General features: G+C 39.5%; 24 protein-coding genes. 13 read left to right on the forward strand and 11 right to left on the reverse strand.

What is annotated here, in order from left to right:
* Positions 1-72 precede the first annotated feature (72 nt).
* From MMH89_RS04570 to MMH89_RS04615, 10 genes are all read left to right on the forward strand, one after another.
* Positions 73-1,401, forward strand: a complete 1,329-nt coding sequence (locus tag MMH89_RS04570) for an NAD-binding protein (protein ID WP_258568270.1) — start codon at positions 73-75, stop codon at positions 1,399-1,401.
* A gap of 340 nt (positions 1,402-1,741) precedes the next feature.
* Positions 1,742-2,329 carry an RING finger protein gene (locus MMH89_RS04575; RefSeq protein ID WP_258568271.1) on the forward strand — a complete coding sequence of 196 codons (588 nt, stop codon included), beginning with the start codon at positions 1,742-1,744 and terminating at the stop codon, positions 2,327-2,329.
* A gap of 49 nt (positions 2,330-2,378) precedes the next feature.
* The gene (lepA, locus tag MMH89_RS04580) at positions 2,379-4,175 is read left to right on the forward strand and encodes a translation elongation factor 4 (RefSeq protein WP_258568272.1); all 1,797 of its coding nucleotides are present in this window, start codon (positions 2,379-2,381) and stop codon (positions 4,173-4,175) included.
* A 14-nt stretch (positions 4,176-4,189) separates the two neighbouring features.
* Entirely contained in the window at positions 4,190-5,131 is a 942-nt protein-coding gene (lepB, locus tag MMH89_RS04585) for a signal peptidase I (RefSeq protein ID WP_258568273.1), read from the forward strand.
* 58 nt (positions 5,132-5,189) lie between these two features.
* The gene (gene rnc / locus MMH89_RS04590) at positions 5,190-5,837 is read left to right on the forward strand and encodes a ribonuclease III (RefSeq protein WP_258568274.1); all 648 of its coding nucleotides are present in this window, start codon (positions 5,190-5,192) and stop codon (positions 5,835-5,837) included.
* Positions 5,821-6,687 (forward strand): GTPase Era, encoded by an 867-nt coding sequence (era, locus tag MMH89_RS04595; protein WP_258568275.1) that lies wholly within the window; start codon positions 5,821-5,823, stop codon positions 6,685-6,687. Before rnc ends, era begins: the two co-directional genes overlap by 17 nt.
* Positions 6,677-8,041 (forward strand): lipopolysaccharide biosynthesis protein, encoded by a 1,365-nt coding sequence (locus MMH89_RS04600; protein WP_258568276.1) that lies wholly within the window; start codon positions 6,677-6,679, stop codon positions 8,039-8,041. The genes era and MMH89_RS04600 overlap by 11 nt, the downstream gene beginning before the upstream one ends.
* Before the next feature lie 55 nt (positions 8,042-8,096).
* The gene (locus MMH89_RS04605; RefSeq protein ID WP_258568277.1) at positions 8,097-9,377 is read left to right on the forward strand and encodes a hypothetical protein; all 1,281 of its coding nucleotides are present in this window, start codon (positions 8,097-8,099) and stop codon (positions 9,375-9,377) included.
* Positions 9,332-9,991: a DNA repair protein RecO gene (gene recO, locus MMH89_RS04610; protein ID WP_258568278.1), complete on the forward strand. Its 660-nt coding sequence runs from the start codon at positions 9,332-9,334 to the stop codon at positions 9,989-9,991. Before MMH89_RS04605 ends, recO begins: the two co-directional genes overlap by 46 nt.
* A 60-nt stretch (positions 9,992-10,051) precedes the next feature.
* Complete coding sequence (locus MMH89_RS04615; protein ID WP_258568279.1) at positions 10,052-10,198, forward strand: hypothetical protein; 147 nt, start codon at positions 10,052-10,054, stop codon at positions 10,196-10,198.
* Positions 10,199-10,200: 2 nt separating this feature from the next.
* On the opposite strand, the gene MMH89_RS04620 is transcribed toward MMH89_RS04615, so the two are convergent.
* Both MMH89_RS04620 and MMH89_RS04625 read right to left on the reverse strand, forming a co-directional pair.
* Complete coding sequence (locus MMH89_RS04620) at positions 10,201-11,268, reverse strand: heme biosynthesis HemY N-terminal domain-containing protein (protein ID WP_258568280.1); 1,068 nt, start codon at positions 11,266-11,268, stop codon at positions 10,201-10,203.
* On the reverse strand, positions 11,261-11,809 hold the full coding sequence (locus tag MMH89_RS04625; protein WP_258568281.1) for a hypothetical protein: 549 nt from the start codon (positions 11,807-11,809) through the stop codon (positions 11,261-11,263). The genes MMH89_RS04620 and MMH89_RS04625 overlap by 8 nt, the downstream gene beginning before the upstream one ends.
* 159 nt (positions 11,810-11,968) lie before the next feature.
* Here MMH89_RS04625 and MMH89_RS04630 point away from each other — a divergent pair, with 159 nt between their 5' ends.
* Entirely contained in the window at positions 11,969-12,910 is a 942-nt protein-coding gene (locus MMH89_RS04630; protein WP_258568282.1) for an Mrp/NBP35 family ATP-binding protein, read from the forward strand.
* A gap of 3 nt (positions 12,911-12,913) precedes the next feature.
* Positions 12,914-13,486 (forward strand): dCTP deaminase, encoded by a 573-nt coding sequence (gene dcd, locus MMH89_RS04635; protein ID WP_258568283.1) that lies wholly within the window; start codon positions 12,914-12,916, stop codon positions 13,484-13,486.
* A gap of 38 nt (positions 13,487-13,524) precedes the next feature.
* On the opposite strand, the gene MMH89_RS04640 is transcribed toward dcd, so the two are convergent.
* Both MMH89_RS04640 and MMH89_RS04645 read right to left on the reverse strand, forming a co-directional pair.
* Positions 13,525-13,863: an HU family DNA-binding protein gene (locus MMH89_RS04640; RefSeq protein ID WP_258568284.1), complete on the reverse strand. Its 339-nt coding sequence runs from the start codon at positions 13,861-13,863 to the stop codon at positions 13,525-13,527.
* Positions 13,864-13,990: 127 nt separating this feature from the next.
* Positions 13,991-15,442: a hypothetical protein gene (locus MMH89_RS04645; protein ID WP_258568285.1), complete on the reverse strand. Its 1,452-nt coding sequence runs from the start codon at positions 15,440-15,442 to the stop codon at positions 13,991-13,993.
* Between the two features lie 241 nt (positions 15,443-15,683).
* On the opposite strand from MMH89_RS04645, the gene MMH89_RS04650 reads away from it, so the two are divergent.
* Positions 15,684-16,385, forward strand: coding sequence for an nSTAND3 domain-containing NTPase (locus tag MMH89_RS04650; protein WP_258568286.1), 702 nt, complete (start codon positions 15,684-15,686; stop codon positions 16,383-16,385).
* Here MMH89_RS04650 and MMH89_RS04655 read toward each other — a convergent pair.
* Genes MMH89_RS04655 through pgk form a run of 7 tightly spaced genes read right to left on the reverse strand, consistent with a single transcriptional unit; the run spans position 16,327 to position 21,630 of the window.
* Positions 16,327-16,953, reverse strand: coding sequence for an exonuclease domain-containing protein (locus MMH89_RS04655; RefSeq protein ID WP_258568287.1), 627 nt, complete (start codon positions 16,951-16,953; stop codon positions 16,327-16,329). The genes MMH89_RS04650 and MMH89_RS04655 overlap by 59 nt on opposite strands.
* Positions 16,954-17,012: 59 nt before the next feature.
* A complete protein-coding gene (gene rpiA, locus MMH89_RS04660) occupies positions 17,013-17,654 on the reverse strand; it encodes a ribose-5-phosphate isomerase RpiA (RefSeq protein ID WP_258568288.1) in 642 nt (213 codons plus the stop codon).
* Positions 17,629-18,420: a metallophosphoesterase gene (locus tag MMH89_RS04665; protein WP_258568289.1), complete on the reverse strand. Its 792-nt coding sequence runs from the start codon at positions 18,418-18,420 to the stop codon at positions 17,629-17,631. The genes rpiA and MMH89_RS04665 overlap by 26 nt, the downstream gene beginning before the upstream one ends.
* On the reverse strand, positions 18,408-19,646 hold the full coding sequence (locus tag MMH89_RS04670) for an inorganic phosphate transporter (RefSeq protein ID WP_258568290.1): 1,239 nt from the start codon (positions 19,644-19,646) through the stop codon (positions 18,408-18,410). The genes MMH89_RS04665 and MMH89_RS04670 overlap by 13 nt, the downstream gene beginning before the upstream one ends.
* A gap of 4 nt (positions 19,647-19,650) precedes the next feature.
* Entirely contained in the window at positions 19,651-20,328 is a 678-nt protein-coding gene (locus tag MMH89_RS04675; protein WP_258568291.1) for a TIGR00153 family protein, read from the reverse strand.
* Positions 20,328-20,516, reverse strand: a complete 189-nt coding sequence (locus MMH89_RS04680) for a hypothetical protein (protein ID WP_258568292.1) — start codon at positions 20,514-20,516, stop codon at positions 20,328-20,330. Before MMH89_RS04680 ends, MMH89_RS04675 begins: the two co-directional genes overlap by 1 nt.
* Positions 20,506-21,630, reverse strand: a complete 1,125-nt coding sequence (gene pgk, locus MMH89_RS04685) for a phosphoglycerate kinase (RefSeq protein ID WP_258568293.1) — start codon at positions 21,628-21,630, stop codon at positions 20,506-20,508. Before pgk ends, MMH89_RS04680 begins: the two co-directional genes overlap by 11 nt.
* Position 21,631 lies beyond the last annotated feature (1 nt).

The raw sequence follows: 21,631 nt of genomic DNA on the forward strand, positions 1-21,631 counted from the left end.
CCCCATATTATTAACAATATTTATTTCTGACAATTTCAAAGCATGCGCTACAAGCCCATTAAAGGAATAGTTATGGCTGGAATCATCACAATATTTGGAGCCTCTGCTTCATGCGAAGCGCTCATTGAGCAACTGGTACAACTCGGTTACCAGATTACACTTGTTGATAATGATTTGTCAGCACTGACCCATTTTGAAAAAAACTATAACATTATCACAATACACGGAAAACCATCACACCCTGAAGTTATTAAGTCTAGCTTATCTGATGAAACACAGTACCTAATTGCAATGACGCAAGATGATGAAACCAACCTACTAACTTGCTATATTGCAAAATCTATTACTGCAGTGACAACCATAACTTGTATACACGATTCAGCATACCTCTCAAAAAGCGAGAATATTTACACGCATGCAATTGATTATACGATTCACATCAATCAAAGCATCATCGAAGACATTAAGCATATTTTTATTCACCCTGAATTCATCCATGCAAACTATATTGGAGGGGGCTATTTATCAGCCTCAGTAAAGCTAACTGAGGACCATCCTTGGACTGGGATTTCCTTAGAAAAAATGGAAAACAGCACGCCTAAATCTTGTGTGATTTCTGGCCTGTACCGGGATGGGGTATGGCGTTCATTTAGAAAAAACACCCGAACAACTGAAGGCGATATTCTACTCGTAGTGATTCACCAAGACCAGCTCGCCAGCATTGCCAACCAACCACCTTGCACGGAAATCCTTTTTCTCGGGAATAGCACCCTTGCAATAAGCTGCTGCCAATATTTTTCAAAACAAAACACAACTACGTTATTGGAACCCAACAAAAAATTATGTAATCTTGCTGCCAGTCAATTACCGAAAACAGAGGTCATACACACCAACCCAGAAAACAAAAAAACACTCATGACAATGATCAGTAGAAACCAAACCGTTGCTGCACTCAGCCCCGACGATGAGAACAATCTAGTTTATTCCTTTCAAGCTTATGACACGGGTGCGCTGCAGACATTTAACTTAATAAATAAAATACGTGAAGGGCATATATTCGAATCCAGTCCAATCAGCCATATGGTTTTAAAAACACAAATCATTAGCGATCATATTATGCGTAACATTTTATCTGAAAAAAAGGTTTGTTATTACTATACACGACCCAATCTACTACAACTTATTATATTAGAGATATTGCCTGAGCACCCTTTTTGTAACCAGACCATTAACGACCTAAGCCTTGACCCCCATATCATTATTGGCTGCATTATTCGTGATGAAAAACCCCTGTTTACTGAAAAAACCACAGCCCTGTTAGCTGGCGACAAACTACTCATCTATACACCCCACAAAGCACATGATTCAAACCCTGCTATCAAAGCGCTCTTAAGCCAATGATTCGAGAAGAGTCAAGGTATGGTTTAAACATAACCAACGCACAATACTGCTTAGTTGTTGCCTTTTTGCCTATGAAGTTATGGCCGCTAACCTTCATTGTGCTCTACCCAATTAAAGCCCGATCTATCCTGTATAATCACTCAAACCTTTTTCTCATTCAAGACTGTGGAACCTTGAGCAAACCTGAAAAAGTCATACGCAGGTATCAATCAAAACATATCTCAATCATACGCACCTCCTTTGCAATTCATTGCATATTATTCCCAATTAAACATTGAGAAAACGACAATACATGTTAAAATCTCAAGATATTACAGGAATCAATTGATATAAGGACAGTATGATACATCTGATATTACAAAAAATAGTCAACATCACGCTTGATCGAATACAGCTATTCTCACCCTCAGCTTCATCAGCACCCTACTGGCTCTTCATGATATTATGTGTTGTGTTGCCCACATCTTTTTTCTCAATCCATATTAAGCTAACCCTTTTACTCAGTACAGTATTATTGGTGATATTTTACCCAAAGCTTGCAAACCCAATATTAATGCCCACCAATGTTCCCAGCTATGATACGCTCAATCAGTGGGTTACTCAGAACCATGAACCTGTTCCTGAGGTACTAAAAAGAGAACTACCTAAAGGCATATATGAGCAGGTTGATGAAGACGCAGAAGCTGAATTTAGGTGCCCAATAACACACTCAGTGCCTGAATACCCTATAAAAATTGGCGAACAAGTTTATGAGCTGGGTATGCTCAAACAATGGGTCGATGAGCGTAAAATAGACCCTTATACGAATGCTCCGCTTAACTCAACGAGCCTCATACATGCAATGATTGATCCCGAAACAGGTGAAGACAAATTTGGCAAAAATCGAGAAGAATTTATTAATCGTATAAAGGCGCATTATAAACCATAGACAAAAATACGGACTATGATATTCTTAATTAAGTTTTATTAGACATTATATGCAGCATATCCGCAACTTTTCAATCATTGCCCATATTGATCATGGGAAATCAACAATATCTGATCGCTTTATTGAGATGTGCCAAGAGACAACGCCGAGGGACATGAAGGCTCAATACTTAGATAACATGGATATCGAGCGAGAAAGAGGGATTACCATTAAAGCTCAAGTTGTAACCCTTCATTATAAAGCCCAAGACGGTCAGTCATATCAACTAAACATGATTGACACACCAGGACACGTTGATTTTTCTTACGAGGTTTCACGCTCTCTAGCTGGCTGTGAGGGCGCTATGTTGGTTGTAGATGCAGCTCAAGGTGTTGAGGCGCAAACAGTAGCCGTTTGTTTTATGGCACTTGAGCAAGACTTAGAGGTTTTCCCAGTACTGAATAAAATTGATTTACCACAGGCACGTCCAGAAGAAGTAAAGCTTGAAATTGAAGAAATGATCGGGCTTGAAACAGAGAATACCAACCTTGTTAGTGCAAAAAGTGGTGTAGGCATTGAAGAATTGCTTGAGACCATTGTCAAAGAAGTTCCCCCACCTAAAGGAGATCCTGATAAACCGCTTAGAGCACTTATCCTTGATTCATGGTTTGACAGCTACTTAGGCGTTGTTTCCTTAGTGCGAGTCGTTGATGGCCATTTAGACTCTGGAACTCGTATTCAAGTAACCTCTTCTGGGAAGATACACACTGCAGAACAAGTGGGAATATTTGCACCCACGCAAACCAAACAGGAACAACTATCTTGTGGACAAGTAGGCTATATAGTCGCTGGCATTAAAGACATTTACGGCGCACCGGTTGGGGACACCATCACAACCGCCAAAAATGGGGCCTCTGAAGCACTCAGCGGATTCCAAGTCGTCAAGCCTCAAGTCTATGCCGGGCTATTTCCAGCATCCACTGAGCAGTATCAGCTCTTACGGGAGTCCCTAGCCAAGCTTAAACTTAATGACGCTGCTTTATTTTATGAATCAGAAACCTCTCAAGCTCTAGGGTTTGGTTTTAGATGTGGGTTTCTTGGTATGCTACACATGGAAATTGTTCAAGAACGATTAGAAAGAGAGTATAAGCTTGACTTAATTTCTACCGCACCTACTGTGATCTACCAGGTTGAAACCAAAAATGGTGAAACTATAAATGTCGACTGTCCCTCTAAGCTACCGGAAAAAAACCAAATTGCGTGTATCAATGAGCCCATTGCCGACGTTACCCTACTAACCCCTCCAGAATACGTAGGGGCACTCATTACATTATGTATTCAGCGAAGGGGTATACAAAAATCAATCAGCTATGTCGGAAAACAAGCAACGCTCAACTTTCAGATTCCTATGAATGAAGTAATTTTAGACTTCTTTGACCGAGTCAAGTCATTGTCTAGAGGATTTGCGTCACTTGATTATCATTTAGATCACTATGAAGCAGCTCCACTCGTCAAGCTTGATATTATGATCAATGGGGACCCTATTGATGCACTCGCAATTATTGTGCATCAGGATGGGGCCTACCGACAAGGTAGAGCCCTTGCTGCCAAACTAAAATCCCTGATTCCAAAACAAATGTTTGCTGTTGCTATTCAATCCGCTATCGGTTCAAAGATCGTAGCGCGTGAAACGATTAGCGCAATGCGAAAAAATGTAACCGCTAAATGTTATGGTGGCGACATTTCACGTAAGAAGAAACTTTTAGAAAAGCAAAAAGCAGGTAAAAAGAGGATGAAGCAAATTGGGCAAGTTACCATTCCCCAAGAAGCTTTCTTAGCGGTAATAAAATCTGACAATACAGACTAAATGGAGAGTTAACAATGCAAATGAACTTTTACTTTATATCCTCCCTACTGCTATGCACGACCTTAGTTCTTAGTGCATACCGGCTTTTTACAAACAAAGGATGGCTTTATAAAGCATACGATAAACCAAATTGGTTATACCATATGCAATATTTTTCTATATTTGCAGCAGCCTACCTAGCCGTTCAATACTTTAACTCAAGTATATTCCTTACATTTGCCATGATTATTTTAGTCATCGTGCATTTATATGATCTATATGCAAAGAAGCATTTTCCTCAATCAGAGCTCTCTATTTTAAGAGACTTTAGTCGCGGAACATGGCTGTTCGTAGTCATATTTACATTATTCCGCGCTTTAGCTTATGATTACTCTCTAGTACCTTCTGAATCAATGGAGCCCACCTTATTTGCGGGCGACATGTTAATTATTGATAAAACGCACTATCAAAGCAAAATCACACCATTCAATGGCGTTAGCATTGCTTGGAGAAAACCACAACGTGGTGATGTTATTGTTTTTTCCAGCCCGGACAACCCTAACATAAATTATATAAAAAGAGTCATAGGCATAGCTGGTGACCGCGTTCAATATAAAGACCAAGATAAAACATACATTGTTAATGGTGAAGCATTATCACAAAACGAGCATGAATACATATCTACAGACTCATATATAGAACAGGCAGATGAGTACATTGATGGCCAAAAACACAGAATTCAACTTGATGACCTATTCTACCCTTCCTTCTCCAAGGAAAATCTCGACATTACAGTGCCAGAAGATCACTTCTTTGTATCTGGAGATAATCGTGACCACAGCTTTGACTCCCGCTTCTTTGGCCCTGTCCACGAGAGCGCTATCGTTGGCAAAGCAAGCCATCGTTTATTTCAACTCAAAACACCCAGCTTTAAACATTGGTTCATTTCATTTAGCAAAAGCGGGAAGTTAGAATAAAGCATTGATTTGAATAGGTTTTTAATGTATACTAAATTCAAATAAAGTATTAACTATTATGAACTCAAACCTTTTTGGCTATACATTTAAAAACCCTAAACTGCTTAAGCTAGCACTGACACACCGCAGTCAGTCATCGCAAAACTATGAGCGTCTTGAATTTCTTGGAGATAGTGTGCTTTCATTATGTATTAGTGCACATATTGTTCATTCAACCAGCCTCGATGAAGGACAGCTATCTATTATTCGCTCAAAAATCGTAAGCAAATTCAACTTAAACAAAGTTGCAAACACGCTTAGCTTAGACCACCATATTATTGCGGCTCCCAAACAAACAATCAGTCAAAATATTAGAGCAGATGTACTTGAAGCATTTATTGGCGCTCTATATTTAGACCAAGGCTTAACTGCATGCTCTGAGTTCATTTTCAAACATTTTATCACCGAGTCATTTGACTACAACATTAAAAAAGACAGCAAAACACGCATTCAAGAATGGGCGCACAAAAATAAGAAAAAGCTACCCAAATATTCAGTGATTGAACAAACCGGACAATCTCACAATGTAATATATACCATACGCTGTGAGACTTGCTGTGGTCTCCAGGCAACAGGGTCTGGTCGCTCAAAACAGATTGCTGAGCAGCAAGCTGCCTCTTCACTATATGAAAAAATCATGGAACACAATTATGAAACCTACAGCTAACATATGCTTTTCCGGCCGCCCTAACGTAGGGAAGTCAACCTTAACCAATCAACTCCTCAAAACACCGATTGCGATAGAAAGCAACAAGCCACAGACGACCTGGTATACTGTACGTGGACTATTCAAAACACCACAGACTAATTTTATACTAACAGACACACCTGGAATCCATCAAAAGATACACCGCGTTCAGAACAAAAGAATGAACCACATTGCACTAAATGCAATGAACGATGCTGATATTATTTGTCATATTATTAAACCTTGTACATGGCATGCTGAAGATGAGAATGTTTACCAAGCTATACAATCATCATCCGCGCCTAAAATACTCCTTGTTAACCAAATCGACCTTTTCTCGGAACATAAACTACTCCCTTTTATTCAAACCTTAAAAGATAAAGCATATGATCGCATTCTACCCATCAGTGCACTCAATGGGTTTAATGTCGATTTATTAGTTGAAGACTTGCAAGCCCTGCTCCCTAAAGACACTAAGGGCCATAACGACCAAATTCACCATACAGAGCGCTTTCTTGCTCAAGAAATGATACGAGAGCAGCTCATGCAACAACTAGCAGCTGAAATGCCTTATGCAACGTTTATTGAAGTGTCTCAAGTGACTCAAGAAGAAAAGCGGTTGGTGATTAATGTTAATTTGCATGTACAACATATAGGACAGAAAAAAATCATTATTGGACAAAATGGACAGCAATTGAAAAAAATTGGTGAAAGTGCTCGGAAAAGACTGCAATCCGTATTAAAAAAGCGTATTCTTCTTAAGACTTGGGTAAAAGTAAACCCTAAATTGACAGAAAACCAATATATAGATAAATATTTTGAACAGTAATCCCACCACAGAACAAAACGTATATCTGGCCGCCTACTTTACAGAACAAAACTTATACCTGGCTGCCTACTTTGTAATCTCTCTTATTGCATGGTGCTTAACTAATGAAGCTACTGCACACGCCTCACGTTGGCTTAATAACCAGATTGCTTTTGGTGAGTTCAGTATATCACTACGAATCACTCATAACTTAGCACATTTATTTGTTATGGGCCAAGAAGCTACTTTGCTGATGTATCTATCCAAATACCATGCAAACCCTGAAAAAAAATCAGGTCTAATTTATTGGATAGCCCAATCTACACTGATAAAAACTGTAATTCTGATTATTACTGTTTCCTGCACATTAATCTTTTCCTCTTTATACCCTGAGGAATATAATAACATCAGCATTACATTGCCGATACTCAACACTAGTATCAATATGCCTAGCCAACAACTGCTTACTATTTTTTTTGCTATGCCCTTTATTGTGATAAGTGGAATATTTGAGCGATTTTTCCTGTTTCTCAAACGGTTTTTCTCAGCATTTTTACCTAGAGGCGTTTATCAGCCCATTTTATTTTCTACCTTACTATACTGCCTGCCGCAAAACATGACACCCAATGTCATTAGCGCACTGATTATTTATTGCGTTAGCTTTATCATGTCTTCCATTATTTACGCACTCTTTTCGTACTACAGTGGCTTTTCAATCAGTGCAAAGAAAGACCTTAGTGACAAAAAAACATGGCATGCATCAGGACTCCTTTATACATTAAGTACCTTAATTATTAAAGGAACCCCCTCACTTTCATTATTTTTCCTAAAACAACTGGGCCCTGTAGAAAACGTAGTTGGTTTTTATGCAGCAATTGCTACACTCAATTATGGATTCCATCTACTAACCAAACCCTTTGATAGCTATCTAAAACCTTCCATAGCCACACTCTACCACCAAGGACAAATCCAAGAGCTCCAAGATAAAATCAATCAAATCAACAAACTTCGCTGGCTTATTATTCTCACACTTACCTTAACACTAGCTATAGCTGGTCACTATTTACTTGGCCGATACGGTGAAGACTTTCCACTATATTATAGTGGACTTGTCATTGCCTCAGTACTGTCTTGCTGTCAATATTTAGGACAACTTGCTCATGAAACCTTGAACTATACCAATAACCAAAGCACCTTATCAAAGATAATGTTATTTCAATTAATACTAATCGCCCTATGTGCCAAAATACTCATCCCTAAATTTGGCCTTATTGGCGCCATTATTAGCCAAGGGCTCCCTTGTGCGCTGTGCACCTTCCTCAGTGCATACATGCTAAGAAAAAAGACCGGATTGAAAGTATACTTCGCTTTCTGATTGATTCACACCCGCGCATAGATTAAGCTATAAAAAGATTACACCCTGGATTGTTGTGAACAAAACTACAACCTTATATTTTACAGTGGTTGCTTCACTCGGAGCTTATCTGCTGTTTTTTTATGCTAACATCCATTTACTTTCTCAACTAGGAAGTGCAGAATATGGTGACTTTTATCGCATAAGTAGAACACTGTTGCTCGTATCAACTTTTATTATTATCGCTAAACAGGCGTCTCTAACTTTTTATAAACCACAATACGAAAAAACACATAAAAAGCTTATGCGTCGTAATATTCTAGCGTGGTTCTCTGAAAATATGATACTCACGGCTGTTGTGCTTGCAATCAGTGCTGCAACGATTAGTAGCGTGCTCTATCTTATGAACAACACTGTTTTTACTAGTGCGTTTCAAGGAAAGCCCTATCAGTTTGCTATTTTTTTCGCGCCTATACTTGCATTCTTTTTTATTCTTATTAGCCTAAGCCTGTCACAAGAAAACCTTTCTTCTGCAGCTATAGCATCCCTAACAATTATACCGAGCATTACTGTTGCAATCATATTTACATTGGCTCTAGCTATTATCCAGCCCTCTCATATATCAATGTTAGCACTCTGCTTATTCAGCCAAATAATCGCACTCTGCTTGTACTTTTTTATAAGTCAAAAATTCAATAAACACCGATTTCTAACCAACTACTCTTCATCTGAACATGCACATGCATACAGCACGAACAGAAACTTTTGGCTATGCACTTTATTTTATCATTTATCATTTGGTGTCTCCCTACTCGCATTAGAACTCTTTTCCTCTGAAAGTAGCGTTGGCGAATATGCAAGCCTCATTACAATTGCGATTGGATATTATGCGATTATGTCACCTCTGTATACTTATCTATCCTCTCAGGCATCCATCCATATCGAAACAAACTTATCGGCTTTAGAGCCTATTTTAAAAATGATCAAAAACATACATATTGTTTTTACCTCTGGGCTAACATTAGTTATCTTATTTTTCGCCCAACCCTTGCTTAACACCTTAAACCTAGCAAGTAACGCCAACCTGCTGATAACCAGCACCCTTTTATTTTTCATGTGTGCTATATCCAGGCCTTATATCAGAATCGTATTGCACTCCCGCTATGAAAAAATCGGAATGAAGCTACAACTTATCCAATTTTCCACTACTTTGCTACTGCTTATTATAACAATTCCCAAACTCGGTATTTTAGGCGCACTTCTTTCTGATACACTACCCGTAATACTAACAAACCTTATGGCTTATTATATATGTACGCAACACCTGGGACTGTATCAAAAACCTGTCAACAGCTAACCGTTGGCTATCTGATACATGTTAGGCCACATAATGAAAAAACTCAATTTATTGTATTATTTACCCACCAGGAAGGTCTTGTTTCTCTGGCATGTAGCACTAAGAAAGTATACCACCCGTTTACTCGGTACCAAATCAGCAGGACCGGATCGAAGCGCTCAGCTAAAATAGAAGCTACATTAGATGCACCTTATCTATTCACGCACAAAAAGCTATACTGTGCACTCTATCTCAATGAGCTTATTTATCACTTTTGTAAAGAAAAAGACGCTCACCCTCAGCTATTTATTTACTATGCAGAGTCATTAGCCCAACTTGAACAACAAAAAATAGTAGAGCCGGTACTTCGTCGATTTGAAATCAACCTGCTCAAAGAAGCTGGCTATGAATTATCGACAACTGGAATCAATCAGCCCTATTGCACGTTTTCACCGAATAATGGCTTAATGGGATGCATGAATAAAGCACCTAACGCAATTGCTGTACCAGAGCTACAGTCAACACTCAATAATTACACCAGCAGCGCCGAGGGAAAACAGTTTATCCGAAACATCATCAACCTCATCTTAAGCAAACAAACTAAATCCCGTCTATTTTATGAAAAAATAAATTAAATAAAAACTGACAACCTAAAAATCCAAAGTATAAATCACATAGTTTATAGGAGTAGATCAATGCAGATTAAACACAAAAAGATAGCAACGGGTGCAACCATTGGAAGTGTGACTGGATTTATAGTCAGCGGATTATTTTATACCAACCTCTTTCCCATATTATTATTTTTAGCCCTTGGCGTTATTGTCGGAGGCCTAACCCCATAGCATTAGTGACTCAAAAAACGTCCCTTAACGGAACGCTCAATGAGTTGCGCAGTATCTAATAAGCTTTCCCCACTTTGTGCAGCAAGATATGAGCGAACGTACAATAAATCTGCTTCATCTGGAGCCCGACTTAACGCTTTATCCAAGACTTGTATTTTATTACTTATAGGAAGCTCGGAGTCAATAATCAACCCTAAAATACGCGGGTCCTCTAATAAGGTCAGCTGAGACAGCTGGTATACAAGCTGATCCCACTGCTTTGTATGACTCAAGCTATACAACTTATAATACGCCATAGTTTTATCCTGACTAATATCTCTAGATAAAGAGCCTACCTTTTGAACCAGCCCCCTGATATCATCCCTTTTAATGAACCGATCAAAGAGTGCCGCATAACTGAGGCCCAGTACTGAAACTGCTTCAGAATGGGGTAAAAACCTTCGAATGACAGATTCGTGCTCAATCAAGATAGAGTAATGATTGCTTATATTCACATAGCGAACCAATGATTGGACAATATCTTTAGTATGTATATTACGCTTAATTGCATCTTCTAAAATACTGACTGCTCGATCACTTTGCTGCTGCTGATACGCCAAATAAGCACGGAACCAAATCAACCAACTCGATGAGTAACGGCCAGAGTGTACAATCTTAGCCAACACTGTATCTAATTCATCCACCATTTGAGCCTGATTCATCCATAAAGCAATCCACAACTGATCAGACACACTGAGGGATTGAATCATTTGCATTTGCTGCACAGCACGCACATACTCTTCATTCAATGCATAAATAATTGCCTGTTGCCTGGCCTGTTCAGCATCCTTAACTTTACGTGTCTGCCAATAAAACTTAAAACGACTGGGTAGCAACCTTAAGTCACGAATACGTGCAGTCAGCCAATTTAGAACTAAGATCAATAGCACAAATAAAACAACTGCAAACCATAAATCAACCCCTACCTTATTTTGACCTACTATTAAGATAATTTCACCATGATAACTGGTGTATAAAATAGCAAACAAGCTCATTGCCAACGCTGAGAAGAATGCAATCAATTTATTCATCACTACCTCCTACACGCTTAGTCATAAGCAATGATATGGATGGATTTTCTTGCCACGATAGATCCGATTGATCTAACCAGGTCTGTAACATCACCTGGATGTCATCCCAACCAACAAAACCATTTTGTGCAGACAACCATCCCAGTTGTAGAATCATCTTTAACTCCTTCAAATTTTCATTCTTAGCCGTTGACTCAAAATAAAAAGGACCTTTTTTTGCAGACAGAGTATCCGGTGTATGCAATAAATCATTAATAGCTGCTAAAACATGCTCCCTTCTCTCTCTCTCTTCCTCTATTTGAGAACATAAGCGTTGCGTCTCCGCCTCCGGTAACTCGTCTATCAGGGCTAATACTCTGTCATACTGTCCCAGACCCATCCATATTGGAACTTCATTAAAACCCTCCGGCATTTGGTACACCTGAGTCACTTGTGGGTTGATATGACTGAGCGCATGCAACCTATACTCTAGCCGAACAACATAACCTAAAAAACACAGAACAAACAAACCCACAGACACTGGCATTATTTTTTTTAACATCATATTTTATCATAGAAATAATTTATTATAGCAAATCCAATAATGAATACCAGAGCATGTCCAATTGATATATATAACATTAGCCAAAGACTGGTATTTTTTGATTGTGCTTAACCATAAGCCACTTTATTATTTATAGAGAGTAAAATTAATTAAACTATGGCTAATTCATCACAAGTTCATAACCTGTATGAACAATTAAGCGCATTATTTTCATATGAGGCATCCGATTTAAAACAAGGGACTCTTATAAAAAATAACACGCTTCACTTTCACTTCCCAGTAGATGATAAACAGCAAGAACTAACAAAAATACTGACTAAATTTGATTTAACATTCAAACAAGATATCTTAACACATAAATCCAAGCACACCGCCCATCCTAATATTAGCAACATTATTGCGATTGGCTCTGGCAAAGGTGGCGTTGGAAAGTCAACTGTGACTTATTTAATCGCACAAGCACTCATCCAACAGGGTGCACGTGTTGGCATATTAGATGCTGATATCTATGGCCCCAGTCAAACGCTACTGCATCAAACAACAGACACACCTAAAATCACAGACAACAAGATGAATCCTATCAAGGTGCAAGGGGCTTTTCTTATGTCTATTGCTCTAATTTGCTCGGTTAAAAAGGCAATGATGTGGCGCGGTCCAATGATCGCTAAAGCCATCACCCAAATGTATCAACAAACACTTTGGCCCCAGCTGGACTACTTACTAATCGACCTTCCTCCTGGTACAGGAGATGTACCCATTTCAATCTGCCAAAACTTACCTTTAACCGGACATTGTACGATCAGGCAACCTCACCCACTTACTGAGATGGATGCCATTCGGTATGAAACGATGATGGAAGCACTCAATATTCCAAGAATCATCCATATTGAAAACCATGTATACCCTTGTATCAGAAAAACAAAACCAACGGATCATGCCATACATACTTTGTCCTATAACCCAGATTATCAAAAAGTATCACCTATAGGTGACACAGCCGTACATGAACTAGCCCGATCTATGGCCATTCAACTATGTACATTGCCCGTTGCATGCCATGCATTCAGTGGGTTTACAGTTAAACAACGAGAGGAGTAAAGCATGTCTGTACTATCTGACAAAGAGATTCATTACTATGCCACCCAGCATAATATGATTTCACCCTATCAAAAGGAGTTAAAACGCAAAGGCGTTATTTCTTCTGGGACTTCAAGCTATGGCTATGATGCACGACTGGATAACCAGTTTAAAGTATTTACTAATATCCACTCTACACACATCGACCCAAAAAACTTCGATGAAAAAAGTTTTTTATTCTTAGAAACTGATGTCTGTATTATACCCCCCAACTCATTCGCACTTGGAAGAACTGTGGAAAAGTTCAAAATACCTAGAAATGTCATAACGATATGCCTTGGAAAATCCACCTATGCACGTTGTGGGATCATTGTAAATGTCACCCCTCTAGAGCCAGAATGGGAAGGACACGTAACATTAGAGTTCTCGAATACGACACCGTTACCAGCCTACCTCTATGCAGGTGAAGGAATCGCCCAAATGATATTCTTAACGGCTAATGAAGTATGTGAGACATCTTATAAGGACAGGAACGGTAAATATATGGGACAGACAGACATTACACTGCCCAAAGTAGAAACGGTTGGAGAGCAATAAAAAAAAGGCGCCTTAGGCGCCCTTTTTAATTCAAAGCTTTAAGCCTCTTCACGAGAAGGCCTGGTTTCCTTTATCTTCTTGATAGGGAACTTAGACTTAGATGCATCAACAACCTTACGCATATTACGCCCTGCTCTAAAATGAACACGACCACGCACACCCACTTCAACCTGCTTTCTGGTTCTAGGGTTTCTTGCTGTTTTAGCGGATCTCTTTCTTACTTCAAAGGTCCCAAAGCCTCTTAACTCAATCCGTTGCTCTTCAATTAAAGCCTCAGATAGAATTTCAAAAAACAGCTTGGTAGCAAGCGCTACATCACCAGCTGGCCAATGAGGAAAGCGCTCTGCCATATTTATATTAACTTCAGATCTAACCATCACGAACTCCAAAATAAAATTATTTTACATAAACTTATATAGAAATTAGCACACAGCCCTATTCAGGTCAAGTCATGCAAATAAAAAAGAGGCTTAAAGAAGCCTCTTTTTACGATATTAAAGGAAATTAAGCCATACTAATACCATTAACAGGAGGAGCACCTGCTGCTGTATCGTCTGTCATAGCATTGGCTGGCATCTCTTCGCTACTGAAACAATCCGAATTAACTGCATTATCAAAACAAGCTCGTAGCTGCTCTTTTGCACCTAGAGATTCCTTTACCTTACCTGGAATAAAGATATGCTTAAGCGCAGATAAAACAAACTTGAATGCAGAAATTATCACACCCACTGTCATCTGTTTTAGAATCTGGTGGTATTGGCCTAATTTTCTAAATACACTACTCAAGAATGAGCGTTTACCACGTACTGCATTTTTCGCTTTTGTCTTATAGCTCTCAGCAAGACCTTTTGGCGTGTCAGTCATCTTGGCGCGTGCACAAACCTCTGCAACCAAACCTTGTTGCTTCAAGTTTCCGTATTGAGTTTTGAAATGCTCTAAAGGTTTTTCAGACTTACTTACTTTCATTAGACCATCTTTAGGAACTAATGCATTAGCAATCGCTTTAAAGGCGCGCTTTAATGCAGCAAAAATCTTTTCGAAGAATGCGGCAGCTCCTTTTTCGGTCACAGTAGCTTCCTTTAGCTTTTCAGTTAACGCACTTAATTCGTCAAACTTAGCAACCAATGCAGATTTAGGAGCAACAGTTAAATGCTTGTTTAATGCCTCTTTGAACGCTTCTTTTTCATCATCTTTAAAATCCTTTAAAAGATCACCACCCTCGAACTCTTTCAACAAGGACCTTAGGTCTTCATTCTGGTAATCTTCCAGGCTGTAATCCTTCGCTTCTTTTACTGCTGTAAGTAAATCTTTTAAACGACCCTTCGCTTCATCATTCAAATCGACTGCTTCTTTTTCCTCAACCTCTGCCTCAACAATCATATTATCAAATGACAATTCTGAAATCCCTGAAACCAATTCTTGTATCTGCTGAGTCAACTCACCTGACACAGGAGCTGTCTTAACCTTTGCTTCACCTTCTGCTGTAATCGCTTTTAAACGATCAGTTACCTTATCGTATAGAGCTTTTGCCTTATCATTATCCAACGCTTTTAAGTTCTCATGTTTGAATCCACCATCTGCGTAGTCGTTTTTCAACCCTTGAAGCGCTCCACAACTGAGATCTTTAGCCACTTCATATCCTGTCTCATTAACTTTGGCATCATCCAGCAAACCCTTTAACTCATGTAAATATTCATCATTTAATTTAACTTTTGCACTATCAGCAGGCTTGTCCTCTTTTTTATCAGAAACTTTAAGCTCACCAGAAACTTTAGAAAGTTTACTGATCACTGCCATAACTTGACGTTGAAACTTAGTCTGAGCATCCTGAGTGCCTAATGCTGTAGGCTTGGATCCCTGAACAGCTTTGAAATCCTTAACTGCAGACTCTAACTGACTCTTGTACGAGAGAACATCCTCCAGCCTTTGTATATCAGCTCTGTTGTCTATGTTCATATCTAATAACTCCTATTACTTATTAAAAACAAATTAACCACAAACCCATGAGGCGATCAAGAACAGATCCTTTATATATGCTTAAATAATTTATATCCATATAGCTAATGTAGACAAACTCTAAATCGTTATCAAACACCATCTAAAATGACTGATTACAAACAATAAAAAGCAACTACCCTAGACATTTAACGCTTTCCAACCTAAACTCTATTTAAGTGAACAATTATACACCAGTATTATGCAGCAAACCCTTGATTTACTCACCAACCCTGAACAGTCATTCGACAACTTTATCGGATTAACTAATGACGAAGTTAAAAGAAAAATAAACTTTTTTTTAAGATCAAATGATATGCTCCATTGTGTTATCAAAGGATTGAAAGGAAGTGGAAAAACACATCTTATTGCTGCTTGCTGCCACCAAATTACTGCTCACGGAGAGAAAGCATGCTTAATTAACCTTAAGCGTCCTCAGCATATTGAAAACCTATTAAAAAAAGAAACGCTACCTCAGCTGGTATGTATTGATGACACACAGCTAGCCACTAACAATAAAGAGCTCGAGGTTCTCTTATTTAGACTCTACAACCATATCGAACAATCAGGTAAAAAGATGATTTGGGCCAGCAGAGACTTTAACCTCAGCCCCTTTTCACGAAAAGACCTCAACTCTCGTTATAGTGCTATGCTATCCCTAGAACTACATCCGAACTCACCTGAGGAAAACTACCTTATTATAAAGCACTTTATCCAGCAATCCCAAATTGTTATTTCTAATGAAGCGTGCCAATTATTAATAAAAGAATACAACCGAGACTTAAGCGCCTTAACCAACAAATTAAAAGAAATCAGCGCCTATGCTTGTTCTCATAAAAAGAAAATCACCCTGAAGATCTGCCGGAACCTGATCGGATACGACTTGCATCAGCTTGCTGAATAAGTTTGGAAAAAAGCTCAGATGTAATGGTTGCATCATACAGTGCACCATGCGCTTGTGCATCATCAAAAGGAAGCCTTGCTTTCCTAACCGCTTTAGCCAGTACTGTTTCCCCTAGCAACGCTGCACTTAAGGTTGCTGTGTCCATCACCAAAAACCGATGTAACTGAAGTGGAAGCTGATGCCGCTCTGCCGCTGCTTGCAGAAAAGACAAATCAAATTGTCCGTTATGCCCTACCAAGACTGACCGACTACAACCTAAAAAATCCATATACTTACTAATTTCTTCATTCAGCAACTGAATAACTTCAGCTTCTGGCTTTGCCATTCTAAATGGATGATCTGGTATAATTTGCGTAAACTCAAGCGCTGCCTCATCGAGCTCAAGACCCGGTTCTGGAATCACATGCTCATGAAATATATGGATAGGTTGTAAAATACCCTCATCATAGTTCATAAATACAGCAGCTACTTCTAACAATGCATTTTCATTTGGGTCAAAACCTGCTGTTTCAATGTCAATGACAACTGGAAGCAAGCCTTTAAACCGCCGATCTATTGTATACTTCATTATTATACCCCACAGTAATGACCACAGTATGGAGAATAATCCTAAAAAACTCAAGTTAATTAATAGTTAATCATTTCAAAACCTGACTTAGACCCCACAAACAAATGATCAAAACGCCTAATTGAAAACACCCCATTATCGATAACACCTGGGATGCTATTTAACCTAGACTCTACTAACTCAGGGTCTAACAGTGAGGCTCCATGGAGGTCTAAGATAACATTATGAGCATCAGTTAAATAACCCTCTCGATAAACCGGAGTTCCATACTGTGCTGCCAATACTCTAGCAGCTGAAGACCTCGCAGCCTCCAATACTTCAATAGCCACTGGAAAATCCAATAACTCAACACACTTTGATGCATCAACAATACCTACAAAATTGTCTGACGCATGCGCTAAGCATTTTTCCATTGTATGTGCGCCACCACCTCCTTTAATAGAAACGCCACTTGGCAGCACTTGATCTGCACCATCTACATAAACATCTATACGACCGACCTCATTAAGCTCAACGACATTAAAACCTCTTTCTTGTAAGCGCTTTGTTGTTCGATGAGAGCTAGAAACGATATACTGCGCAACACCTTCTTCTAATTGATCAATCAAAAGATCGACTGTAGTTCCTGTACCAATACCCAATACTTCTACGGGCTGTAGCCAAGATAAAAAACCATTAACTGCTTGTCTTTTTCCTTCCATCTTTCTGCTCCTGCTTACAACTGTAGCCTTTATGGTTTGTCATATCATAACCCAGCAATGACCCACCATATACAGCGCCACCGTCTAAGTTTCTCCAAGTTTCACCTGAAGCCCCGTTTAGCCGAGCCCAGTGCCCAAAATAAGTAAAATAGGGATCCTTTCTCAGCGTCTCATACCACGGAACTAAATGAGGATGCTCTTCAGGGTGCCCGGTAGCAGACAACTCAAGCATGCCTTTGTTTGTATAATAACGCGCACGAACAAAAATATGCAACGCTAACTGAAGACACTCACCCTCAGATAAACCAGCTGACCACTTGAGTTCAAGAGGCTCCGACAACCCACCAAACAACTGCCCTGGGTTTTCTTGGATAAGCTGCTCTAGCTTTTGTGCCCACAATAACGCCTCATCTTGAGACCATGACGGCTCAAGTGAAGCATGCACAATCCAACAATTATTAATTAACTTCAAGATAGACTGTTTGGATAAATGTTCATACCATTTGCCCGCAGATACACCACTATGCTTGCCTAAAAAAAAATCCTTCATCCAATACAAGTCATGATTTCCAAGCACACACTCAATATTATTGCTACAAGCCCAATCCAGTACTTTTTCATCATGGGGACCCTTGCCCACTAAATCACCCAGTAGAATTAAACGATCTTTTACAGAATCATAACCCATTTTTTTCAGGAGTGCTTGCAGTGTCCAATAGCAACCATGTATATCACCGACTAGCAAGACCCTCATTACAAGACCCATTGAAACAAGTGAAAGAAAAAGATTGAAAGCAAAGCACCCGTTGGGATTGTTATCATCCAGGAAAAGAATATGCCCCTAACAATAGCTAAATCAACGGCTGCTAATCCACGTGCCAGACCAACACCTAAAACCCCACCCACCAAGGTTTGGGTAGTAGAGACTGGAAACCCTAGAAATGAAGCAGTTAATACAATAATCCCTGTCGAGAGCTGAGCGGCAAAACTACGACTCGGTGACAGCACTGTTATACCAGACCCTACCCGCTCCATGACTCGATACCCATACATACAAACACCTAAGGAAACACCAACTGCACCGTATAAAACAATAATCGGTGGTGTATTTGCAACATCAGATAAACGACCATCAGATAGTATATCAAAAATCAAAGCCATTGGACCTATCGCATTAGCGACATCATTCGCTCCATGTGAAAATGCCATCACACAAGCAGAAACCACAACCAACAACGCAAACACCCGCTCAATACTCTCCAGTGTTGCACTAACAGTACTTTGATCAAAACTATACCCAGCAATCAGTCGACTGGCAACCCACCAACTCACCAAAGATGACAGTGCAACAACCACATATAACCCATAATCTAAGTCAGAACTCACACCCATAATGCTATAACTTCCTTCAAAGACTAACTTAAAGATAGGTAACGATATCAATGCAACGGCTACAGGTGCATAACGCGTCATCAATGCTAAAGGGTCAGAACGTGAAAAAATAAAAATTTGCATCAACCGAAACACACTCCACGAAACCAATGCTGAAGCAAGTGGTGTCACAACCCAGCCAACTGCAACAACCCGAACAGCATCCCAAGGTAAAGAACCCATGCCCTGAGTTGCCACACCAAAGCCCACAACAGCTCCAATAATTGAATGCGTGGTAGAAACAGGCCAACCACGAGTTGATGCTAAAATAAGCCAAAATGCAGATGCATAGAGCGCTGCTGACATACCGTAAACCAAAGTCATAGGATCATTGGCATAATAAGCAACTGGAACCAACCCCCTTTGTATGGTCTGAGTAACCTCCTGACTCGACAACACTGCACCCAGTGTCTCAAACAGTGCAGCAATAATGATCGCTTTTTTTATTGAGATAGCTTTTGATCCTACTGAAGTGCCCATCGCATTAGCAACATCATTAGCACCCACAGCCCAAGCCATGATCCCGCCACCTATCAGTGCAATATAAAAAATAATCTGCATATATTTACCTCGATGATAAAATCATTAGCTGAGTCCCCAAGCGCCGAGACCAATCTGCTAAACTGCCAATTTGATTAATACAATCATACCAAAAGACGACATCAAGCGCTGGATAAGATGACTCAACCTCATAAAGCACCTTTCTAGCCTCCATTTGCTTTTGATCCACCCTACCTTCTAAAACACACAAATCATTGATGAGCTCTTTTGATAATTTCATAGATAGGCCTTGGAAACCGGTTTCAACTAAGTCCGCTAATTCACCTGATACGCACTGAGAGCGTTGTGCCACTCTAATTGCCTCAGCCAATAGTGGCTCAATCTTCACCCGGATATCTTGAGGAAACTTCATTTTTCTAGCTACCATCAGCAATGCGATATCTTCGGCCTTGTTGGCCAACTGATCTTGCATATCTAAAAGTGTTAATAGTTCTGAACGTGAGACCGGCAGATATAAATCATGATGTATTTTTAATTTGATTTTATGCTTCATCGTATCTGCAATAGACTCTTGCTTTGCGATATACGCATAATGGTTTTTTGCCTCATGCCAGTCCTCATTCTGGCAAGCAACAAATAACGCATCTAGCGTCCCAACACATTTTTGTACAACAGACATATGCGCCTCTAAACGCTTGAATGGGGATTTTACAAATAAATTTAAAAAAGTAGAACCTGTCATTACATAACCCTCAACAGCATGATACATATTAATACCAAGAACAATAATGCAATTGCAAGCCAGAGCAATGTGCCCATAGACTTAGTAATTGCCCGCTCCGAAAACATTTCTGGATAACTTTTTTTATAACGCACCAAAGCAAAGATAAAATACCCTGAAATACACAAAAAAACAATCTCATATAACACAACTATCCTCGCTTACCACACCTGAAATGAGCGCACGCTCTACTTCTGTTCCCTCTATTAAATAATCAAACTGATCACTCAGCCCTAACAGAACCGCTGCACTAATAATGTCTTTACCCACTAATACAGTCTCTGACTTTGACTGTGCAAGCGCTTGCAGCACTAAATCTGTACCTCGTGCAAACCGTGGGTCACTATACTGACCCAAAACGCCTGCACAGATGACAACATCAACATCTTCTTTTATTCTATCAATAATTTGATCTACCGTTCTTAAACAAATATCCTTTACCTGCTCATTTGGACCAATATCATGAATGACGCAAATTCTACTCCTGCATAAAGCCTCGTCATACACAACGACCTCATAGGGATAAAGCACATTTTTTTTATCCAAACTCAGCTGATTTAAAGCATCTACTACACTCTGATCAAATAAAGCATCAAATACATGCTCAGAGAAGCAAGCTGATAAAAAAACATGACCCAAACCAACATATGCCAAATTGGAAGACAGACCTTTTGCTAAATCCAGTTGACTCGCTACCTGACTACCACCTAACAGCAATCCTATTTTTTTCCCAGGCAATGTTTTGATCCAGTAATCAAAAGACTGTAAAGACTTTCCTAAATAGAGTGGAACCCCTGAGTTCTTTAACCCTTTGGTAGAAGCATAATGTGTATCCCAATTATTCAGTGAAACTAAAACAATTGCGTCAATTTTCTGCAACCATTGCTGCACTAACCTCTGACTTACGTTTTTCTCCCCCTCACTGATACAAGCATCATCCGTTAATTGAATAGAACCTAGCTTTAACTCTTTTTTTGCCAACTCAGACACAGGCACATAATCAACGGGACATTCAAGTGCCGTTGCCAATGCCTGACAGACCGTTCTCATACACACCGAGCTATTTGGCAAAAATGGGTTGCCTATTGCAAATAAAACACGTACAGAACACCCTTGAGACAATAAAACCTGAATCGTTTCTATACAATGCCTAAACGTACCATGGCGCTTAAGCTCCATCTTTGAAAGACCCAACCAAATTAAGTCTGATCTAATTAACACGCTCTTTTTTGTAAGGCCCTTTAAGCCTTGAGGTCCATTCACC

This window comes from Candidatus Comchoanobacter bicostacola (genome assembly GCF_024172705.1).
GTDB classification, from domain to species: Bacteria; Pseudomonadota; Gammaproteobacteria; order Comchoanobacterales; family Comchoanobacteraceae; genus Comchoanobacter; species Comchoanobacter bicostacola.